The sequence below is a fragment of the Amycolatopsis anabasis genome (assembly GCF_009765355.1).
GTDB classification, from domain to species: Bacteria; Actinomycetota; Actinomycetes; order Mycobacteriales; family Pseudonocardiaceae; genus Amycolatopsis; species Amycolatopsis anabasis.
In genome coordinates this window covers 222,933-243,250 of the sequence record NZ_VTHK01000008.1, presented here as the reverse complement: position 1 = coordinate 243,250, position 20,318 = coordinate 222,933, and the positions used below count along the sequence as shown (strand labels likewise).

The following is a 20,318-nucleotide window of genomic DNA, read 5'->3' as shown; positions in this document are numbered from 1 at the left end:
AGCGCGCCGAGCACCGGTTTTCCGGTCATAATGGGTGCTCGATTCTGTGCCACGCTGATTCGGCGGGGGGAAGGATGGATTTCGCGGAGGAAAACCCGGATCCCGCGGAGTTCGACCTGCGGGCGTCGCTGGCCGAGCTGCACGCCGCGACCGAGCCGGGCGAGTTCCAGGCCCGGATCCAGCGGCTCAACGACGGCTACCGCGCCCAGCAGGAGGCGCGGGCACGCGGCCTCGACCTGGCGGAACAGGCCGAATAGATGCTCCGGTCGTTCTCGCTGCCGCAGCAGGCCATGGACGCGTTGTGGGGGAAACTCGGGCTCGGCCAGCACGTCTTCCCGTTCACCGTGCCGGACGGGCCGCGGAACGGGGCCGAGACGCCCAGCCCGGACGTCGAGCGGGCGCTGACCCTGCTGGCCGGGTCGCAGCGGGCGGTCGCGGTCTGCGGGGTGCTCGCCGGCGGGCGGAACCTGCTCGCCCGGGTCGCGGTCAAGGGCGAGCAGGCGGTGCTCGCGGTGCACCAGGCGGAACGGTTCTTCTTCCAGTTCATCTACCCCGAGTCGGTGGAGCGGGAATGCGTGCACCTGCTGCCGCGGGAACGCGCGGCGCCGGGGGTGGCGGTGGCCAGCGATCTGCACGCCGCGCAGGCGATCTTCGCGCGGCCGCGGCTGCGGAGCGGCTACTTCACCGCGTTCGCCCGGGGCCGGGACGGGCGGGAACGCCAGCTCGGCACGCTCGCGTGGATCGACAACGCCGACGGGCGGTACTGCATGACCGAGCAGGGGCGGCGCCAGGGCACTGTGGCACCGGCCGACGACGCCAACCTGACCCGCCAGCTCAGCGAGCTCCTCACCCGCCACTTCGTCGGCTGAGCCCCCGCGACTCCTCGCCGAATCGCGGTCAGGTGAGGGTGCGGGGCCGGATGGCGTTGGCGCGGTCGACGAGTTCGATCCGCTGGTCCGCGGTGCCCGCCAGCCGGGCCAGCGCGCGGTAGCAGCGTTCCAGCCCGAACCGCAGTTCCCGCTCGGACAGCTCGCAGCCCAGCAGGGTGGCCGTGCGGCCGTTGGTCCGGTCCGGCGCCGCGCGGACCCACGCGTGCGCGGCCTCCAGGATCTCCGCCGACAGCCGGGCCCGCCGCTCGGCGTCCAGCGTGAGCCGTTCCAGCCGGACGCCCGCGTCGACCAGGTCCTGCTCCGAAAGCGACGCCGGATCGGCCCCGGCGCCCCGGGCCTTGATCTTGATCGCGGCGACCTGCGCGGCGACGTAGTGCGTCGAGGAGGCCGGAATGGTCCCCAGCACCTCGATCGCCCCGGCCCGCGCGCCCTGCGCGAGGTACACCCGCGCGAGCCCGAAGGCCGCGCTGACGTACGAATGGTCCGTTTTCCACACCAGTTCGTAGTACCGGGCCGCGCCGAAGTAGTCGCCGACCGCCTCGGCGCTGACCGCGAGCCCGAGCTTCGGCGCGATCTCGCCGGGCAGCTCGTCGTACACCGTCTCGAACGCCACGTGCGCGACCCGCGCCCGGCCCCCGGCGAGCTCGATCAGCCCGCGGTACCAGTCGATCCGCCAGTCGTGCGGGTACCCGGACTTGATCGCCAGGTACTGGGCCGCCTGCAGCTGCCGGTTCGCCTCGGCGAGCTCGCCGAGCTCGATCCGGGCCCGGACGATCCGCAGCCGCACCTCGATCGACTCGCGGGGCGCCCCGGCGAGCGCTTCGATGGCCTCGCGCGGATCGGCGGCCGTGGTCGAGGCCAGCACCCCCGCGGCCGCGTCCCCGGTGTCCACCTGCGGGATCGGCAGCCCGGCGACCACCTCGGCGGGATCCGGCAACGGCACGCGCCGCCCCGGGTCCGGCACCACCATGTCCACGCCGAACGTCTTGGTCTCCGGGCCGAACACCGTGGACGCGCCGGGCCGCGGTTTTCCGGTGCCCAGCGCCATGATCTCGCGCAGCACCCCGGTCAGCTGATCGCCCATGTCCTCGGCGGACAGGAAGCGGCGGTCCGGGTCGGGATGCGTGGACCGCTTCAGGAACCGGTAGTACGAACCGAAAAGCGCGAACAGCGGCACCTGGTCCGGGCCGGGGAGCGTGCTCTTGTACTTGGTCGTGTACCCGGTGAACTCGAAGCTCAGCACCGCGAGCGTGCGGCCGACGGTGTACAGGTCCGACGCCACCGAGGCACCCTGATTCGCCAGTTCCGGCGCACTGTACCCGGTGGTGAAGAACAGCGGGCTCTCGTAGTCGTCCATCCGGCGCACCGCGCCGAGGTCGATCAGCTTGAGCTGCTCGTGCGTCTGGATCACGTTGTCCGGCTTGAGATCGCAGTAGAGCAGGCCCTGCCCGTGCAGGTAGCCGATGGCGGGCAGGATCTCCAGCCCGTAGGCGATGACCTGCCCGATCGGCAGCGGTTCGGCGCGCCCGGCCGAGCGGTGGTGGGCCAGCGCGAGCTGGCGCAGCGACTGCCCGCCGACGTACTCCATCACGATGTACCCGACCGAGGTGCCGGTCTTGGTGTCCGGGTGCTGCACGAAGTTGTAGATCTTGACGATGTTCGGGTGCTCGACCTCGGCCAGGAACCGGGTTTCGTTGACCGCCGCGGCCAGCGCGGTCGCGTCCCCGGTGTCGATCAGTCCTTTGAGGACGACCCAGCGATCGCTGACGTTGTGGTCCTGCGCCAGGTAGATCCAGCCCAGCCCGCCGTAGGCCAGCGCGCCGAGCACCTCGTACTGCCCGCCCAGCACCTCGCCCTGCCGGAGCCGGGGAACGAACGAGAACTGCGTGCCGCAGTTCGGGCAAGTTCCTTCGGGCGCACCCGGTTTGCCGTTCTCGCCCCGGCCGACCTTCGCGGAACAGTTGCCGCAGAAGCGTTTCTCCTCCGACACGACCGGATCGGACAGTACGGCCGAGGCCGGGTCGCGGTAGGGAACCTGGGGCACGTCGACCAGCCCGGCGCCGAGCCGGCCGCGCCGCGAGGTGCGCGAACCGGTCCGCCGGGAGGTGCCGGGAAAAGCGCCGGAACCGGTGCCCGGGCCGGTCCCGGGGCCGGTGCCCGGACCGGTGTGGCGGCCGTCGCTGGTGCGTTCGGGCAGCACGCTTTCCGTGCCGGGATCGGGCAGCACGCCGGGGCCGCTCGGCTCCGGCCGGGGCGCGGGCGGCACGATGCTCTGCGTCTCGGGCGCGGGCGCGGCGAGCACGCTCGTCGGCTGGGCCGCACCGGGCTGCGGCGCGGGCGGCGTCACCGGGTTCCGCGGGGCGACCGGCGGCCGGTTCGGCGGCGGGGCGGCCGGGGGGATCTCCGGGTTCCGCGCCCGCTCCGGCGGGACCCAGGTTTCGGCCTCCGGCTCCTCGTCCGGCGCACGGTGCCGAGCACGGCGTGGCTCCTCAGACACAGCTACCTCCCAGAAGCTCCCGCGTGCGTTCCCATCGATCCTAGTGCGCGCACCCTGGCTCAGCGGTAGCTGGCGGCCGGGGGGTTCGCGTCACCGAGGCTCGCGGCGAGCCACTGGTTGTAGCTCTCCTTCCACTTCCCGGCCCGCACCGACTCCAAAACCGCGTTGACGTACCGGATCATGTCCTCGTTCTGCTTGGGAATCCCGATGCCGTAGGGCTCGTCGGTGAGCGCGTCGCCCACGACGTGGGTGGTCGGGTCCTGCTGCGCCATCCCGTTCAGGATCACGTCGTCGGTGGAGACCGCGTCCACCTGCCCCTGCTGCAGCATCACCAGGCAGTCCGACCAGTTGTCCACCGAAACCGGGATCGGCTTCGAGTCCGCCGTCGCGATCTTCTTCAGCGAGGTCGAGGTGCTGGTGGCGCACACCTTCTTGCCGCCGAGGTCGCCGAGCCCCTGGACCGGGGAGTTCTTGCTCACCAGGACCCGCTGGTGCGCCACGTAGTACACCGACGAGAAGCCGACCTTCTGCAGCCGCTCGCAGTTGATCGTGTACGTCCGCACCACGATGTCCGCTTCCCCGTTCTGCAGCACCGATTCGCGCCGCGACGACGGGATCGCCTTGAACTGGATGTGGTTTTCCGCGGTGCCGAAGATCGCCGCCGCGATCTGCTTCGCCATGTCGATGTCGAAGCCCTCGAGCTTCCCGTTGGTGGTGTTGCGGTAACCGAAGGAGTAGTTCGTCTGGTCGACGGCGGCGATCAGCTTGCCGCGTTTCTTGATCTTGCTCATGGTGGAGCCGTCGGCGATGGCGGTGCCGTTGGTCGGCGCGAGACTCCGCTTGTCGCAGTCGTTCGGCGCCGCCGGGCCGCCCCCCTTGGTGTCCGCGCCGCCGACGTGCGCGGGCTGCGGCCGCTGCACCGACCCGACCGGCGCCGGGTCGACCGGTTCCCCCGCGCTGCCGCATCCGGTGGCGAGCACGGCCAGCACCGCCGCGAGCGCGGCGAGTTTCTTCGATGTCTTCATCAGCGGTACTCCCTCAGGCGTTCCCGGATCCCCATGGTCGCACCCGCCGCGGCCACCACGGCCAGTACCGCGACCCCGGCCGGGAGCAGGGTCAGCGCCCGGTCCGCGCCCCGCGTCTCGTCCAGAAACCCTTGCCGCCCAACGTCAATCGCCTCGACGAGGTTCTTGTCCAGGCGTGCGAACGCGGCCGCGGCGCTGTCCGGCGACTTCATGTCGATGGCCAGTTTCACCGCGTCGTCGTAGTCCCCGCTGTCGTCGCGCTTGCGCACCTCGGCGTGCGCGCGCAGCCACGCGTCCGCGTCGGCGACCGCGGCTTCGACGTGCCGCGCACCGGCCTGCCCGGCCACCAGGCCCTTGGCCTCGCCGAGCAGCCCGCCCTTGCGGTCCTCCCCGGCCAGTTGCACGGCCAGTCCCGCGAAGTCCTTTTCGTAGGCGGCGCCGTCCCCGCGGGCGACCAGGGTCAGCGTCTCGTCCGCGCGCGCCTGCAGGGCGGTGATGCGGGCCCGCACCAGGACGTCGACCTGGTGGCTGCCGTCGTCCTTCCCGCTGCCCACCAGGATTCCCTGGACGACCAGGGCGACCGCGCCCCACAGCACCATCAGCACCACCGCGCCGGTGGCGACGACCAGGCCGACGTTGAGCAACCGGTTCGTCCGCCGGGTCAGGTAGATCTGGGTCGCGACCAGGGCCGCGAGCAGGCCGAGCACGAGCAGCGTGGTCAGCCACGGGAAGCCGGTCGCGTCGTCCTGTTCCGCGGCGAGGCGGTCGGTGTCGATCCGGTACACGTCCTGCGCGGCCGGGAGGATCCTGGCGCGCATCAGCTCGGAGGCCTCGCGCAGGTAGGAGGCGCCCGCCGGGTAGCCCAGCCGGTTGTTCGCCCGCGCGGTCTCGACCAGTCCGGCGTAGACCGGAAGCTGCTGGCTGAGCACGCCGACCTTCTGCGCCGCGTCCGCGACCCCGGCCGAGTCCGACGCCGCCTTCGCCAGCGCGGCGCCCGCCTGCGCGATGTCGAATTCGTAGCGCTCCCGCAGTTCCGGCGGTTCGGCGCCGACGGACAGGAACGCGTTGGCCGCGGTGGCGTCGGCGTCGGACAGCGAACGGTAGACCTGCTGGGCGGCCGCGGCGAGCGGTTCGCGGTGGTCGATCAGGTCGTTGATCGTGTCCTTCCGGTCCTGCGTCGCGATCACCCCGATGACCCCGGTGAGCAGCGAGAGCAGGACGAGCCCGACGGCGATCACCGAGAGCCTGCCGGGTGTGGTGCGCGCGAACCGGAGCACGCCGCGCACGGCCTGCGCGGGCAGGTCGAGCAGTCCGGCCAGGCCGGATCGCGCCTGGAGCGCCCGCCCGCCCCCGGGAGCTTCGGGCCGGGTCGCCGTGCTCGTCATCGTGTCCATCCTCCGCCTTCACCACGTGCCCGCACCCGCAAGAAGGTAGCCGAGTCCGCCGCCGTCCCGGGACACCACGCTCGAATCCCCCACGATCCGGCGGCTCACCGGTCCCAAGTCACTCGAAAAGCGCAGCCGGAGATCAGCCGAGCTGATGGCGGTAGGCATAGCGAACCGCCTCGGCCCGGTTCCGCACGCCGATCTTCGCGAAGGCGTTATTGATATGTGTCTTCACGGTCGCCTCGCCGATGAACAGTTCGGCGGCGATCTCGGCGTTGCTCAGCCCGCCCGCGATCAGCCCGAGCACCTCGGCCTCGCGGGCGGTCAGGCCGTCCGGCGGTTCCGGTTTCGCGGCCGCGCGCCGCCCGCTGAACGCGGCGACGAGCCGGTCGGACACGGCGGCGTCGAATGTGGACTGACCGGCGGCCGCCGAGCGCAGCGCCGCCGCGAGTTCGACGCGCCCGGCGTCCTTGGTCAGGTAGCCGCGCGCACCCGCACGCAACGCCCCGGCGATCGATTCGTCGTCGGCGTAGGTGGTGAGCACGAGGACCGCGGTGCCGGGGTGCTCCCCGGTGATCCGGCGGGTCGCCTCGACCCCGTCCAGCACCGGCATCCGCAGATCCATCAGCACGACGTCGGCGGGTTTCTCGGCGAGCAGGTCCAGCACCTGCCGCCCGTCCGCGGCCGAGCCGACCACCTCGACGTCGTCGACCAGGCCGAGCAGCGCGACCAATCCCTCCCGCGTCACCTGCTGGTCGTCGGCCACCACAACCCTGATCACTCCGGAACCTCCGCGTACACCTGCCATTCCGGGCCCCGCGGCCCGGAGTTCAGCGTGCCACCGGCCAGGGCGAGCCGCTCGCGCATCCCGGACAGCCCGAACCCGCCCGGCCCGGACCGGTCCCCGGGGGTGGTGGGCAGTTCGTTGCCCACCCGCAGCCGCACGGCCCCGTCCGCGAACTCCAGCGCCAGGGTGACGGGCGAGCCCGGGGCGTGTTTCGCGGCGTTGGTGAGCGCCTCCCGGGCGGTGCCCAGCAGGGCGACCGTCGCGGCCGAGGACACCGCGCGTTCGGCCCCCTCGGCGCGGAAGTCCACATCGGACTGATGATCGCGGCGGTGGTCCTCGGTCAGCACGCGCAGCGCCCCGGTGAGCGACGGAACGTCCTGGCGCAGTGCGGCGACCGCGTTGCGCGCCTCGGCGAGCCCGTCGGCGGCCAGCCGCCGCGACCGCCGGACCGTCGCCAGCGCACCGTCCACATCGGACTTCTCCGCGAGCAGCGCCTCGGCCAGCTCGAGCTGGATGCCCAGGGCGCCCAGGGAATGGGCGAGCACGTCGTGGATCTCCCGGGCGATCCGGGTGCGCTCGTCGAGCGCGGCGGCGCGGGCGTGTTCGGCCTGCGCGCGGTGGGTTTGCTCAAGCAGTTTCTCGGCCTGGTTCGCCTGCACCTCGTACTGGCGGCGGTTCAGCCCGAGCAGCACGATCACCAGCAGCAGCCCGAGGTCGGCGCCCGCCTCGAGCGGCGACCGGCCCGCCGGCAGGCTGCCGGCGGTGGCCGCGGCGATGTCGAGCAGGCCCAGCAGCACGATCACCGTCACGCTCGGCGCGAGCAGGGCCGCGAACCGGCCGAGCGTGATGAACGCGAGCACCAGCGCCGACGAGTCGTCCGCGAGGCCCAGTACCGCCGACGGCAGCAGGGACGAGACGGCGAGGCAGCCAGCCGCCCAGGCCGCGGCCCGGTGGTCCAGCACCACGAACGCGGTCCAGCAGGCGGCGCTGGCCCCGTAGAGCGCCCAGATCCAGCCGGTGTCCTCGCGGGCGGTGAGCAGGGTCGCGGCGATGAACAACGTGCCGAGCACGTGCACGACGAGCCAGCCGGGCGCGATCGTGTCCGGCAGCAGGGGGCGTTTCCCGGCCATGTCCCGATCTCACCGCATCGACGGGCCGGGGGTCAGCGGTGGCCGCTCAAGTTGGTGATCAGTTCGACCAGGATCAGCCGGTAGGCGAGGAAACCGAGCAGCACCAGCACCCCGACCACCAGGACCGCGAGCCACGCCTTGCCGTTCATCTTCCCTCCACGCAACGATTCCTGGGCCTTCCCGGCGGCCAGCCGGAGGAGTTCGTTCTTGTCCATGGCGCCGAAGGTAGGCGGCGGGCCGGGTGGAGTTGGACCGCTCCGGGGTGGAGATCGGGGTGGAGATCGCCGCCTAGCCGGCGGTGACCAGCGAGTCGAGGTGCCGCCGGAGGACGCGGCGGATCAGCTCGGACGGCATCCGGTCCGGATGGGACACCGCGTCGTGGGCGAGCCCGTCGAGGAGCGCGGCGAACCGTTCGGTCTCCAGCTCCAGGTCCAGCCCGCCGAGGAGGCGGCCGCGCGCGTGGATGCCGAGCAGCACCCGGCGGACCAGCGCGCGCACCCCGTCGAAGGACTCGTCGGCCAGCGGGCGGAGTTCCGGCCGGGTCCGCGCGGCCGCGGTGAAGGCGAGCCAGACGACGGTCTCCTCCCGCCGGTTCTCGTCCAGGGGCAGCAGCTCGGCGAGCAGGTCCTCGGTGAGGCGACGCCGGTCCGCGGCGGGGTCGCCGAGCCGCTCGACGTGCGCGAGCAAACGTTTGCCCACCCGGTCGGACAGGGCTCGCATGGCGAAGACCATCAGCTCCTCGTGCCCGACGAAGTAGTGCCGCACCGAGCCGATCGCCAGCCCGGCCTCGGCGGCGACGTTGCGCAGGGACGCCTGCTCGAGGCCGTCCCGGGCGACCACCCGGTACACCGCCTCGGCGACCTCCTGGCGCCGGGTCTCGGGATCCACGATCTTGGGCACGTTGTCTTTATAGCACACCCCTGCTAACTTATTTGGCATAGCCGTGCCACAAAGGGGGAGCCCATGCATCCACTACTGCTGATCGGCCTGATCGCCGCCGCGGTGATCGCGCTGATCATCCGGCGCCTGCGCGGGGAACCGCTCACCGCGCGCGAGTTGTTCGGCGCGCCGCTGATCCTGATCGCGATCGGCGGGTACAGCGTGGTCAAACTGCCGGTGTTCACGCCGACGGACGGGGTCTGGCTCGGCGCCGGGGCCGTCGCCGGGCTTGGTTTCGGCGCCCTGCGCGGGCTGACGATCCGGTTGTTCACCCGGGAAGGCGTGCTGTGGCAGCGCTACACCGGGTGGACCTTCGGGGTGTGGGTGCTTTCGTTCGCGGGCAACTTCGGGCTCGGTCATCTCGCGGTGGCCTGCGGGATGCACGCCGACGCGCGGCCGATGCCGCTGTCCATCGGGGTCAGCCTGCTCGGCGAGGCGCTGGTGATCGGCAAGCGCGCCCTGGACTCCGGCGTGCCGTTCGCGCCGAGCGAGCGGATCTCGTACGGCGCGCGGCGTAGCTGACAAGCCGCTTCCGCTCCGACGCGCGCGGGCGTGCCGACGCCGACCATGAATCGCATGAATACTCGTGCCGATCGGAAAATCCTCAGCCCGCGAACCCGCAAGTTCTTCGTGCTGCTGCACGTGCTCACGTCGATGACCTGGCTCGGCCTGACCATCGGCAACGTCACGATGGCGATCGCGGCCGCGACCGCGGACCGCCCGGAAACCCAGCACGCGATCTTCCGCGCGCTGGGGGTGATCGGGGACTACCTGATGATCCCGGTGAGCCTGCTCGCGTTCGCGACCGGTGTGGTGCTGTCGCTGTGCACGCGGTGGGGCCTGTTCCGGCACAAGTGGGTGGTGGTGAAGTTCGTGCTCACCTCGATCGCGATCCTGCTCACCCCGTTCTCCCTGGTGCCGGGGATCCACGACCTGGTCACCGCGGTCGACGCGACCCCGGCCGGGCAGTTCGCGCCGGTCGACCTGGTCGGCCTGTTCTCGGCCGGAGCCGTCTCGCTCACGATGTACACCACGTGCACGGTTCTCTCCGTCTACAAACCCTGGGGCCGCACCAGAAAACCCGCGCCGCGCAAACCGGAGATGCTGTCCACAGTGGACGTATGACCGCGTCAGCGGAGGAAGTCCACATCCGGGTGGGCTGGGCTCGGGCCGTCGAGCAGGGGGCCGTCGGCGCCCCGGAGGAAGCGGTCGAAGAAGGCGGCGACATAGGCCCGGTTCGCGGCGAGCACGCGAGCCGGGTCGGCCGCGCCGATCCGCTTCGAGACCGGTTCCGGCAGGTTCACCTGCGCCGCCACCTGGGGCAGCAGGGCCTCGGCGTCGGTGAAGGACGCGTGGCCGGAGTTCTTCAGCAGCAGGTCCGCCTTCCACCCGGTCGAATGCGCCCACAGCGATCCCCAGGACGGCCGGGCCGTGTGGCCGCCCGGTTCGTGGCCGAGCAGCAGGAACGGCCGGTTCACCCCTTCGGTGGCCACCGTGGACAGGTTGGTGCCGTCGTCCTCGTGGCCGATCGACAGCAGGCCGTCCAGGTTCACCGCCGCGGAGATCCGGCGGTCGTCGTGCATGGTCTGCAGCGCGGCGAAACCACCACCCGAATGGCCGAACATGCCGATCCGGTCCGGGTCCATCGCACCGCGCAGGCCGGGCACCCGCGCCCCGATCTCGCCGAGCGAGTCCAGTACGAACCGCGTGTCGGCCACGCGTGCGTCCAGGACCGTACGCATCAGGTCCAGGGTCGGCTCGCGGTCGAGCAGCACGCTGCGCGCCACCCGGCCGCCGGGGAACTCGACGCCCGCCGACTCATACGTGTGGTCGATGGTGATCACGACGTACCCGCGACTCGCCAGGTCCTCGACCAGCGTGGCGTTCCACGTGCGCGGATCGGCGACGCCCGGCGAGTACAGCAGCACCGGCCGCGGCCCGCCGCGCCGGTCGACCGGGGCCCCGGAGTGCGCGTGGCTCTTCGTCGCCGCCCAATCGACCAGTCCGGCGGGCACGCCCGCGTTGGCCGGTCCGGCGATCTCGTCGAACGCCTTCGCCGCGCCCGCCCCCATCTGCGGCGCCACCGGGTACCGGTCCGCGTCCCGCGCCGGGTAGAACACGCTCACCATCAGCTCCCGGAACGGCTGTTCCGGCTCGCGCAGCGGATCGGGTCGCGAGGTGTCCACCAGCCGCAGCGAGGCGGTGCCGAGCTGGCTCCGGCCGGTCGGTTCCGGCAGGCTCACCCGGGCCGGTCCCTCGGCCGCCACCGGGGTGGCGACGGTGACCATGGCCATCGCGGCCAGGCCCGCCGTGATCATCTTCCGCACATCCGCTCCTCACGTCCACTGTGGAGGTCAACGCTAGGAGCGCCGCGGGACCTCGGAAACCCGGTTCGCCCCCGGGTTCATTCGGGTTTTCCCCACCGTTCGGGCGATGGTCGTGCGTGGCCAGACCCGTTCTAACCGGCCGGACTCACGACCCCGCCACCCGGTCCCGGTGCGGTGGCAGGTTGCCCTTCGGCAGCCAGGCGCCCCCGAAAGCGCGCGCGCTTTCGGACCCCCGGGGCCGCACTGAGCCGGCAAAGTAAGACGTGTGAGCACGAAGAGAGCCGCCGCCCCAGAAGCGGGGCGACGGCTCTCAGTTCGAAGTCTGCGTCAGATGACGGTGACCGAGGTGGCCTGCGGGCCCTTCTGGCCCTGACCGATCTCGAACTCGACGCGGGCGTTCTCCTCCAGGCTACGGAAGCCGTTGCCCTGGATTTCCGAGTAGTGCACGAAGACGTCGCCGCCACCGTTGTCGGGGGTGATGAAGCCGAACCCCTTCTCGGAGTTGAACCACTTCACAGTGCCCTGAGTCATAAAAATATTCTCCATGTGTAACAAACAAAAACGAGAAACCACTTCGGCGTCTCGGGTCGCCTGCGAGGCGGTTTGCTTCCCGGAAGAGGAACCACTACGCCCGCGAGATCTTGCGAGCGTGGGTTAGCACGAACACAAAAACTTGAGACCACCACAAGTAAAGCACAGACCGGCTCGATTTGCCAACCGGCCCATCCGGGTGATTCGCACGCTATTCAACTTTCGCGCTCCGCGGCGCGGGCTCGACGGTGAATGGCGATCTGGTCACCACGTCGAGGTCGACCTGGACGGTCGTGTTCTCGGCGGGCTCACCCTCCGAGCTGAACACCAGCGGCGGCACACCGGAGCGCGCTCGCGCGGTGCCTGTTGCCTCTTCGGCCATACGGGTCCTTTCCGGACGGGACTAGTGCTGTGCGGTGATGCGGGTCAACCGGGCCGGAGTCGGCCAGCGCACGTTCGACGCCCAGCCGAACTTCTCGAAGATCCAGATCAGCCGCGCGGAGATGTCGATCTGCCCCCGCAGCACGCCGTGCCGAGCACAGGTCGGATCGGCGTGGTGCAGATTGTGCCACGACTCGCCGAACGAGAAGATCGCCAGCGGCCAGAAGTTCGCCGCCTTGTCGCGGCTGGTGAACGGCCGCTCGCCGATCATGTGACAGATCGAGTTGACCGACCAGGTGACGTGGTGCAGCAGCGCGACCCGGACGAACCCGGCCCAGAACAACGCGGTCACGCCACCCCAGATCGACCAGGTGAGCAGCCCCCCGGCCACCCCCGGGAGCAGGAACGTCAGCGCGACCCACACCGGGAACAGCCGGTCGACGATCCGGATGTCCCGGTCGCCGAGCAGATCCGGCGCGAACCGCTGCGCGTTCGTGACCTCGCGCTCGAACAGCCACCCCATGTGCGCGTGCCAGAAGCCCTTCGCCAGGGCGCGCGGGCCGGTGCCGAACAGCCACGGCGAATGCGGGTCACCGACCCGGTCGGAGAAGGCGTGGTGCCGCCGGTGGTCGGCGACCCAGGTGGTGACCGGCCCCTGCGCCGCCAGGTTCCCGGCGATCGCGAGCGCGATCCGGAGTGGCCGCTTCGCCTTGAACGAACCGTGCGTGAAATACCGGTGATACCCGGCCGTGACGCCGAGCCCGCTGACGACGAAGAAAACCGCGCCGATCGTCAGGTCGAGCCAGCTCAACCCCCATCCCCAGGCGAACGGCACGGCGGCGGCCAGTGCCAGCAACGGCAAGAGCACGAACACTTTCACCGTAACGTGTTCCGGCATCGATTTCAGGCCGGAGATAATCGGTTTCGGTCGTCGGGTGGGGGTCTCGGTACCGGTCATGAATTCCTCGTGTGTGGGGGAAATCGGGCATCAATCCACCACGCCGGGCGGGCGCACGGCGCGACAGTATGAAAAAACGGGTGAAAATAAGGTGCGTTCCTAGCAGAAGGGGGCTGCGAAATCCTTGCCCGCAACGTGCCTGGTGCGGCAGATCGCCGTCGCCGTAGCACTCCGATCTTTTGAGCGGCTGCGCCGCGTCACTTCAAGGCCGGCCGCCGCGACTCAAGCGGCCAACTCTGCCTACGTCCTTGACGGTACCCGACCCACCGCCCGGGCGCCATGGCTGAGCCACTTCCGGAAACCCACCTGATCTCAGACCGACCGGTCGGCGTGGAAGAGGCTGCTCAGCCGGGTCTCCGGGGTGATCACGTCCGGATCGGTGCGCACGTCGATCACGGTCGGCCGCTGGTGCCGCAACGCCCGGTGCACGGTCGGCTCCAGGTCCTGCGGATCCTCGACGGTGTAGCCCGCCGCGCCGAGCCCGCGCGCCCAGGACGCGAAGTCGACCGCGTCGAGCGTCACCCCGGACAGCCGCCCGTGCGTGCGCGCCTGGTGCATGGCGACCGTGCCGTACAACCCGTTCTGGAAGACCAGCACGATGATCGGCGCGCGGTAGCGCACGGCCGTCTCGATCTCCTGCCCGGTCATCAGCGCGCCGCCGTCGCCGACCATCGCCACCACCGTGCGCTCGGGCTCGGCGAGTTTGGCGGCGACCGCGGCCGGCACCGCGTAGCCCAGGGCGCCGTTCGCCGGGCCGAGCTGCGTGCGCGGCGCGGTGAAGCACCAGTACCGGTGGACGAATCCGGCGAAGTTCCCGGCGTCGTTGGTGACGATCGTGTCCTCGGGCGCGAGCTTGCGGACCGTGCGCACCACGTCCGCCGGGTGCACGAGCACGGCCTCGCTGGTGTCCGGCGGCGTCATGAAGGTGTGCACCGCGGCGTTGGCGGCGGAGCTGCGGCGGGTCCGCGGCGCGGCCACCGCGCGCAGTTCGCGCAGGAACGGCTCGATCTCGGATTCGACGCGGAAGGTCAGGCCGCGGCGGCGGGTGTCGGGCAGCCCGGTGCCGACCATCACCAGGGTCTGCGACGGCAGCGGGTAGCGGTAGCCCTGCGTGGTGATCTCGTCCAGCCGCGCGCCGAGGGAGATCACCAGATCCGCGCGGTCGAGCGCGTCGAGCTGGCGGGCCGGGATGCCGATGCCGAGATGTCCCGCATACCGGGAATGGTTCTCCGGGAACGCGTCCTGGCGCCGGAACGCGTTGTAGACCGAGAAGCCGAGCTGTTCGGCGGCGGTCACCAGCTCGTCGCGGGCGAGCCGGGCCCGGGCGCCCGCGATCACCACCGGGTAGCGGGAGTCGTTGAGCAGCGCGGCGACCTCGTCGGCGGAGCGGTGCAGCGCGCCGTTGTGCGCGCCGCCGACGTTCAGGTCACCGATCGACGCGTCGAAGGGGGCGACCCAGAAGTCGGACGGCACCGACAGCACCGCGGGGCCGCGGCGGCCGGACTGCGCCTGGTTGAGCGCCTCGACGAGGAGGGCGGGGACCTCGGCGGCCGACGCGGCCTCGGCCGCCCACTTGGAGAACGGCCGGAAGAGCTCGGTCGAGTCGATCTCGTCGACGCTGTCCGCGCTGTCCCGGGTCAGGATGCTCGTCGGGCGGCGGCCGAGCAGGACCACCATCGGGGTCTCGTCCTGATACGCGGTGTGCACGCCGATCGCGAGGTTCGTGATGCCCGGCCCCCGGCTGCCGAGCACGAGCGCGGGCATGTCCCGCAGCTTCCCCTCGGCCTCGGCCATGAACGACGCCCCGGCTTCGTGGCGGGTGGTGACGAGCGTCATACCCGGCCCGAGCTGCAGCGCGTCGACCAGTTCTAGGAAAGAGTCGCCCGGCACCATGTACGTGCGTCGCACGCCGGCGTCGGAAAGAATGCGTACGGCCGTCTGCGCGACGGTCCAGCCCCGGTGATACCTGATAGGCCACAGTATTGAGAAACGGTTAGCCCGGTCAAGTGATGACCCGCGGTCCATTCGGGTCCCGCTCAACTCAGAGTTGATCGGCTATTGGTGAGAATTTTTCGGGTTGCCCGAAAGGACCGATTCCGGGGAACGGGTCCGGAGCCTTAATCTCGGGGCAGGCCTTCGAGCGGCAAAGGGGTACGCGAAGTTGACTTCCGCAGAGACGGTGTTCACCTACGGCGCGCCCGCGCTGAAGTACGGGCGCGGGGCGTGCGACGAGATCGGCTACGACCTGACCCAGTACGGCGCGAAACGGGTGCTGGTGATCACCGACCCCCGGGTGGCGGCGACCGGCTGGCCGCACCGGATCGCCGAGGGCATCGCCGGATACGGCGTGCACGCGGAGATCTTCGACGGCGTGCACGTCGAGCCGACCGACATCAGCATGCGCAAGGCGGTCGACCACGCGCGCGGCACCGGTCCGTGGGACGCCTTCGTCGCGGTCGGCGGCGGGTCGACCATCGACACCGCGAAGGCGGTGAACCTGTTGACCAGCAACGACGGCGACCTGATGGACTACGTCAACGCGCCGGTCGGCGGCGGCCGGGCGCCGAGCGCGCCGCTGAAGCCCCTGGTCGCGGTGCCGACCACCACCGGGACCGGCTCGGAGAGCACCACGGTGTGCGTGCTCGACGTGTTGTCGCTGCGGGTGAAGAGCGGGATCAGCCACCTCAAGCTGCGCCCGGCCCTCGCCGTGGTGGATCCGCGGCTCATGCTCAGCCAGCCGTCCGGGGTGACCGCGGCGAGCGGGATGGACATCCTGTGCCACGCGGCGGAGAGCTACACCGCCAAGCCGTACACCGAGTTCGAGCGGAAGCGGCCGGAGCAACGGGTGCCCTACTGCGGCGCGAACCCGCTCGCGGACATGTTCGCCGAACGCGCCCTGTCCCTGCTGCGCGATTCGCTGCGCGCCGCGGTGACCGACGGCGACGACGTCGCCGCGCGCGAGGACATGGCGCTGGCGGCCACCTTCGCCGGGCTCGGGTTCGGCAACGCGGGCGTGCACATCCCGCACGCGAACGCGTACCCGATCGCCGGGCAGGTGCGGGACTTCCACCCGGACGGCTACCCGGCCGAGGAGGCGATGGTGCCGCACGGGATGGCGGTTTCGCTGACCGCGCCCGAGGCGTTCCGGTTCACCTTCGACGCCGCGCCGCGGCGGCATCTGCGGGTGGCCGAACTGCTCGCGCCGGAACTCGACCGGCCCGCCGACGACGCGGACTACCTGCCCGCGGCGCTGCGGAAACTGATGGCCGACATCGGGATCCCGAACGGGATCGGCGGGGTCGGCTACTCGGAGTCCGATGTGGACAGTCTGGTGGAGGGAACGGTGAAACAACAGCGGCTGCTGGCGACCGCGCCGCGGCAACCGTCCGAAGAGGACCTGGCGGAGATCCTGCGGCGATCGGTTTCGCTGTGGTGAACGGCGACTACCCGCACTGGCAGCGCGTGCCGACCCGCTGGAAGGACAACGACGTCTACGGGCACGTGAACAACGTCGTGCACTACGCGCTGATGGACACCGTGATCAACGCCTGGCTGATCGAACGCGGCGGGCTGGACATGCACACCGGCGAGGTCATCGGGCTGTGCGTCGAGTCACACTGCAACTACCACGGCTCGGTGGCGTTCCCGGACGTGCTTTCGGTCGGGCTGCGGGTCGGCCACCTCGGGCGGTCGAGCGTGCGGTACGAGATCGGCATCTTCCGCGAGGGCGGCGGGGAACCCGCGGCGGAAGGTCATTTCGTGCACGTGTTCGTCGACCGGGAATCCCGGCGCCCGGTGGAGGTCACCGGAAAACTCCGCGAATCACTGGAAGCCCTGCGCGTGAATTCCTGAGCTAAGCTAACGACCAGGGCGCTTTTGGGGAAAGCGCGCCCGAGTACGGCCTTGCCTGGGGATTCAAGGTTTGCCGAAGGTTCTCTCAAGATCGGTGCCGCAGAGTGGTGCCTGGCGGCCCGACCTGGGGGCGGGCCGCACCGCGCCGTTTTCACCCGGGGGCTAAACGGCGACCCGCGCGACGGGGTCGGTCCACGCGCGCATCAACGCGGCATACCGGGCCGACCCCGTCAGCAGTTCCGCGTGCGTCCCGAGCAGCGTGGTGTCCCCGTCCATCACCAGCACCCGGTCCGCGCGCAACGCCGACGACAGCCGGTGCGCGATGACCACCAGGATCCCGCCGCGTCCGGCGAACGCGCGTTCGGCGCGCGCCTCGGCCACCGGATCGAGGTGCGCGGTGGCCTCGTCGAGGATCACCACCCGCGCCGGGCTCGCGTACACCCGGGCCAGCGCGAGCAGCTGCGCCTCACCCGCGGACAGTCCCGCGGCCTCGTGGCCGAGTTCGGCGGACAGCCCGCCGAGGCGGTCCGCCAGTTCCGCCGCGCCGACCGCCTCGAGCGCGGCCGTGAGGTGCGCGTCGGTCGCGGCGGGCGCGAACAGCGCGAGGTTCTCCCGGACGGTTCCGGCGAAGACATAGGTCTCCTGCGGGACCAGGGTGACCAGCCGGTGGCGCGTTTCCGGCCGCACCTCGCGCACAGGTGCGCCGCCGAGCAGCACCCGGCCCGCCTGCGGCGCCAGCATCCCGGTGAGCAGCCCGGCCAGCGTCGACTTGCCGATCCCGCTCGGCCCGACGACCGCCAGGTGGTCGCCGCCGGCCAGGTCCAGGTCCAGGTCGCGGACCACCGGTTCGGCGTGCGCGCCCCAGCCGAAGGTCAGGCCCCGCACCGCGATCCCGATCGTCGCCGGTTCCGCGTCGCCGCCCGCCGGTTCCGGTTCGACGGCCGCCTCGCTCAACCGCCGCAACGCCACCAGCAGCCGCAGCACCACCGTGCTCGAGGTCGCCGCGAGCCCGCGCAACGCGGGCTGCAGGGTGGTGGCCAGGTACACCAGCGAACCCAGGGCCGCCCCGGCCGACATCGCCCCCGCGGCGACCAGGCCCGGCGCGACCACCAGGACCAGCAGGAGCGGCACGAACCCGCCGAGGGAGATGACCGCGGTCCGCAGCGCGGTCGCCCGGGCCATCCGCATCGCCGCCTCGGCCTGTTCCTCGACGGCCGCGTGGATCGCCATCCCGGCGGTCGCCTCGGCGCCGCACGCCACCACGTCCCGCATGCCGACCAGCACCCCGCCGGCGGTTTCCGCGGTCGCCTCGTCGGCCAGCACCTGCGCGCGCTGCCGCCGGGCCAGCGCGGGCAGCAGGCAGCCGAAGAGGACCAGCGAAACCACGACCGGCGCCGCCACCAGCCAGGCCAGCGATCCGGCGACGGTGAACAGCCCGGCCAGCGCACCGGCCGTGGTCACCAGCATGCCGCGCGCCTGCACCAGCAGTCCGCTGGTCGCATCGCGCACCACCTCGACGTGCTGGGTGATCCGCGCGATCCCGCTGGCGTCCGGGCCGCGGCGCGGGCGGGCGTCGTGCAGCACGCCCCGCACGACCGCGGTCACCAGCGCGTCCCGCATCGGCTCGACGACCCGGCCCAGTTCCCGCCACACGAACCGGGAACCGACCGCGCCGAGCACGGCGACCGCGGCGAACACCAGCAGCCAGCCGACCCCGGCGCGCGGGTTCCCGGCGGCGAACCCGCGGTCCACGGCGAGCTGCACGAGCCGGCCGGAGAAGAAGGCGGGCACGCTTTCCAGGGCCGAGCAGCCGAGCAGCGTCAGGCCGCCGCGCCACTGGGTGGCCAGGGTCGTCCAGTACAGCCTGATCACCGGGTGTCCCCCTCGGTGAAGATCGCCCGATATCCGGGAAGCGTCCACAACCGCTCGTGCGGCGCGACCGCCTGGATCCGGCCGCCGTCCAGCCAGGCCACCAGATCCGCCCGGCTCGCGGCGGCCGCCCGGTGCGTCACCACGATCCGGGTCCGCCCCGGCAGGGCATCCGCGATCGCACTGTCCACTCTGGACTCGGTGACGGTGTCCAGGCTCGCGGTCGCGTCGTCGAGGACGAGCACCCGGGGCCCGCGCGCCAGCGCCCGGGCCAGGCCGAGCCGCTGCGCTTCCCCGCCGGAGAGCGGGGTTTCGGCGAGCGGGTTGTCATAGCCCTCGGGCAACCGCACCACCAGGTCGTGCACGTGCGCGGTCCGGCACGCGCGCTGGATGGCGGCCCGGCCCGCCCACGCGCCGTAGCCGACCGCCTCGGCGACCGTCGAGCCGAGCAGGGCGGGCCGTTCGAAGGCGTAGCCGACGACCGCGCGCAACTCCTCGGTGCGCACCCGGTCCAGCGGCACGCCGTCGAAGAGCGCCACCCCGGAATCCGGTTGCCGCAACCCACCGAGCACCTCGGCGAGCGCGGACTTCCCCGCGCCGGATTTCCCCGCCACGGCGAGGAAAGTGCCGCCCGGCACGGTCAGGTTCACGTCGGTGAGCGCGCCTGCGACGGTGACCTGGCGCAGTTCGACCGTGCCGACGCCCGGGGGCACCGGCAGCATGCCGGGTTCGGGCGCCGGGGTGCCGGTGACCTCGCACAGCCGCCGCGCGCAGGAACGCGCGCGGGCGAGCGTGGTGAGCAGCGGGATCTGGTGCACCATCGTCATCCCGAGCGCCACGTAGCCGAGCGCGGCGAGGACCTGGCCGAGGGTGAGCCGCCCGGCCAGCACGCCGAATCCGGCGGCGACCAGCACGGCCAGTTCGACCGCGGGCAGCAGCAGCGCCGCCCGCCACACCATCTTCGCCTGCGTGCGCCACATGCCGATCCCGGCGACGCCGAGCCGGGGCAGCGGGCGCAGCACGCGTTCGGTCTCGGCGTCGGCGGTGCCGGAGGCGGCGATCGTGCGCAGCCCGCGCACCGCGTCGAGCAGGCGCGCCGAGAGTTCGCCGGAAACCTCCTGGTAGGTCAGGACGTCATCGGCGGTGTGGCGCAGATGCGAGCGGGCGAGCAGCAGCGCGACCGGCACGCTGGCCAGGAAGACGAGGGCGAGCCGCCAGTCCATCAGCGCGAGCAGCAGCACCGCGCCGGTGGAGATCAACGCCGACGAGCCGAGCTGGACGACGATCGAGACGACCGCGCCCGCACCGGTGCAGTCGGTGGTCAACCGGCTCAGCGCGTCGCCGTCGGCGAACCGGGATCGGGTGCCCAGGGCGAGCAGGTGATCGGCGAGTTCGCGGCGCAGCCAGGCCGAAGCGGCGCTCGTCGCGCGCACGGTGAGGATGCCGCCGACGATGTCCGCGGCGATCTCCGCCCCGCCGAGGGCGAGCAGCCAGAGCACCTGGGGCCAGCTGCGTTGCCCGGAGATCACCGCGTCCACCGCCGCGGCCAGCGCCTCGGGAAGCAGAAGACCCGCGGCGGTGGCCAGCGCGGCGCTTGCGACGATGCCGATCAGGCGGAGGCGGTGCAGCCCGGCCAGCCGGCAGAGCAGGCGATCACCGGGTCCCGCCATCTCGTCCCCTTTTGTTTCGGTGCTTTGCGATTTGTTTTCAAGGAACTGCCCGGTGGCGCAGAATGGGGGCGCGGGAG

20 protein-coding genes are annotated in these 20,318 nt (G+C 71.7%); 6 read left to right on the top strand and 14 right to left on the bottom strand.

What is annotated here, in order from left to right; translation table 11 throughout:
• The first annotated feature begins 74 nt into the window (after positions 1-74).
• The gene (locus tag FXO23_RS13640; protein ID WP_158884617.1) at positions 75-257 is read left to right on the top strand and encodes a hypothetical protein; all 183 of its coding nucleotides are present in this window, start codon (positions 75-77) and stop codon (positions 255-257) included.
• Complete coding sequence (locus FXO23_RS13635) at positions 258-869, top strand: ESX secretion-associated protein EspG (protein ID WP_158884615.1); 612 nt, start codon at positions 258-260, stop codon at positions 867-869.
• A 28-nt stretch (positions 870-897) separates the two neighbouring features.
• Here FXO23_RS13635 and FXO23_RS13630 read toward each other — a convergent pair whose 3' ends face one another.
• The 7 genes from FXO23_RS13630 to FXO23_RS13600 all read right to left on the bottom strand — a co-directional run bounded on the left by FXO23_RS13630 (position 898) and on the right by FXO23_RS13600 (position 8,614).
• Positions 898-3,387: a serine/threonine-protein kinase gene (locus FXO23_RS13630; protein ID WP_158884613.1), complete on the bottom strand. Its 2,490-nt coding sequence runs from the start codon at positions 3,385-3,387 to the stop codon at positions 898-900.
• A 59-nt stretch (positions 3,388-3,446) separates the two neighbouring features.
• Positions 3,447-4,412 carry a glutamate ABC transporter substrate-binding protein gene (locus tag FXO23_RS13625; protein WP_158884611.1) on the bottom strand — a complete coding sequence of 322 codons (966 nt, stop codon included), beginning with the start codon at positions 4,410-4,412 and terminating at the stop codon, positions 3,447-3,449.
• Entirely contained in the window at positions 4,412-5,797 is a 1,386-nt protein-coding gene (locus FXO23_RS13620; protein ID WP_158884609.1) for a hypothetical protein, read from the bottom strand. The genes FXO23_RS13625 and FXO23_RS13620 overlap by 1 nt, the downstream gene beginning before the upstream one ends.
• Positions 5,798-5,939: 142 nt before the next feature.
• On the bottom strand, positions 5,940-6,578 hold the full coding sequence (locus FXO23_RS13615) for a response regulator transcription factor (RefSeq protein ID WP_158884607.1): 639 nt from the start codon (positions 6,576-6,578) through the stop codon (positions 5,940-5,942).
• Complete coding sequence (locus FXO23_RS13610; RefSeq protein ID WP_158884605.1) at positions 6,575-7,714, bottom strand: sensor histidine kinase; 1,140 nt, start codon at positions 7,712-7,714, stop codon at positions 6,575-6,577. Before FXO23_RS13610 ends, FXO23_RS13615 begins: the two co-directional genes overlap by 4 nt.
• Before the next feature lie 32 nt (positions 7,715-7,746).
• The gene (locus tag FXO23_RS13605) at positions 7,747-7,929 is read right to left on the bottom strand and encodes a hypothetical protein (RefSeq protein ID WP_158884603.1); all 183 of its coding nucleotides are present in this window, start codon (positions 7,927-7,929) and stop codon (positions 7,747-7,749) included.
• 73 nt (positions 7,930-8,002) lie between these two features.
• Positions 8,003-8,614 (bottom strand): TetR/AcrR family transcriptional regulator, encoded by a 612-nt coding sequence (locus tag FXO23_RS13600; RefSeq protein WP_158884601.1) that lies wholly within the window; start codon positions 8,612-8,614, stop codon positions 8,003-8,005.
• A gap of 63 nt (positions 8,615-8,677) precedes the next feature.
• On the opposite strand from FXO23_RS13600, the gene FXO23_RS13595 reads away from it, so the two are divergent.
• Together FXO23_RS13595 and FXO23_RS13590 are read left to right on the top strand one after the other, a co-directional pair.
• Positions 8,678-9,175: a DUF1453 domain-containing protein gene (locus FXO23_RS13595; protein ID WP_158884599.1), complete on the top strand. Its 498-nt coding sequence runs from the start codon at positions 8,678-8,680 to the stop codon at positions 9,173-9,175.
• Between the two features lie 54 nt (positions 9,176-9,229).
• A complete protein-coding gene (locus FXO23_RS13590; RefSeq protein ID WP_158884597.1) occupies positions 9,230-9,778 on the top strand; it encodes a hypothetical protein in 549 nt (182 codons plus the stop codon).
• Positions 9,779-9,783: 5 nt separating this feature from the next.
• Here FXO23_RS13590 and FXO23_RS13585 read toward each other — a convergent pair whose 3' ends face one another.
• From FXO23_RS13585 to FXO23_RS13565, 5 genes are all read right to left on the bottom strand, one after another.
• Entirely contained in the window at positions 9,784-10,971 is a 1,188-nt protein-coding gene (locus FXO23_RS13585) for an alpha/beta hydrolase family protein (protein ID WP_158884742.1), read from the bottom strand.
• A 336-nt stretch (positions 10,972-11,307) separates the two neighbouring features.
• Positions 11,308-11,511 carry a cold-shock protein gene (locus FXO23_RS13580; RefSeq protein WP_158884595.1) on the bottom strand — a complete coding sequence of 68 codons (204 nt, stop codon included), beginning with the start codon at positions 11,509-11,511 and terminating at the stop codon, positions 11,308-11,310.
• Between the two features lie 211 nt (positions 11,512-11,722).
• Positions 11,723-11,893, bottom strand: coding sequence for a hypothetical protein (locus tag FXO23_RS13575; RefSeq protein ID WP_158884593.1), 171 nt, complete (start codon positions 11,891-11,893; stop codon positions 11,723-11,725).
• 21 nt (positions 11,894-11,914) lie between these two features.
• Positions 11,915-12,790 (bottom strand): acyl-CoA desaturase, encoded by an 876-nt coding sequence (locus tag FXO23_RS13570; protein WP_425484860.1) that lies wholly within the window; start codon positions 12,788-12,790, stop codon positions 11,915-11,917.
• A gap of 372 nt (positions 12,791-13,162) precedes the next feature.
• Complete coding sequence (locus FXO23_RS13565) at positions 13,163-14,743, bottom strand: thiamine pyrophosphate-binding protein (RefSeq protein WP_246257214.1); 1,581 nt, start codon at positions 14,741-14,743, stop codon at positions 13,163-13,165.
• Between the two features lie 268 nt (positions 14,744-15,011).
• Here FXO23_RS13565 and FXO23_RS13560 point away from each other — a divergent pair, with 268 nt between their 5' ends.
• Complete coding sequence (locus FXO23_RS13560) at positions 15,012-16,286, top strand: hydroxyacid-oxoacid transhydrogenase (RefSeq protein ID WP_179956760.1); 1,275 nt, start codon at positions 15,012-15,014, stop codon at positions 16,284-16,286.
• Positions 16,280-16,702, top strand: a complete 423-nt coding sequence (locus tag FXO23_RS13555; RefSeq protein ID WP_158884587.1) for an acyl-CoA thioesterase — start codon at positions 16,280-16,282, stop codon at positions 16,700-16,702. Before FXO23_RS13560 ends, FXO23_RS13555 begins: the two co-directional genes overlap by 7 nt.
• 162 nt (positions 16,703-16,864) lie before the next feature.
• Here the strand turns inward: FXO23_RS13555 and FXO23_RS13550 are convergent, their stop codons facing one another.
• A complete protein-coding gene (locus FXO23_RS13550; protein WP_158884585.1) occupies positions 16,865-18,574 on the bottom strand; it encodes an ATP-binding cassette domain-containing protein in 1,710 nt (569 codons plus the stop codon).
• The gene (locus tag FXO23_RS13545; RefSeq protein WP_158884583.1) at positions 18,571-20,241 is read right to left on the bottom strand and encodes an ABC transporter ATP-binding protein; all 1,671 of its coding nucleotides are present in this window, start codon (positions 20,239-20,241) and stop codon (positions 18,571-18,573) included. The genes FXO23_RS13550 and FXO23_RS13545 overlap by 4 nt, the downstream gene beginning before the upstream one ends.
• Positions 20,242-20,318: the final 77 nt, after the last annotated feature.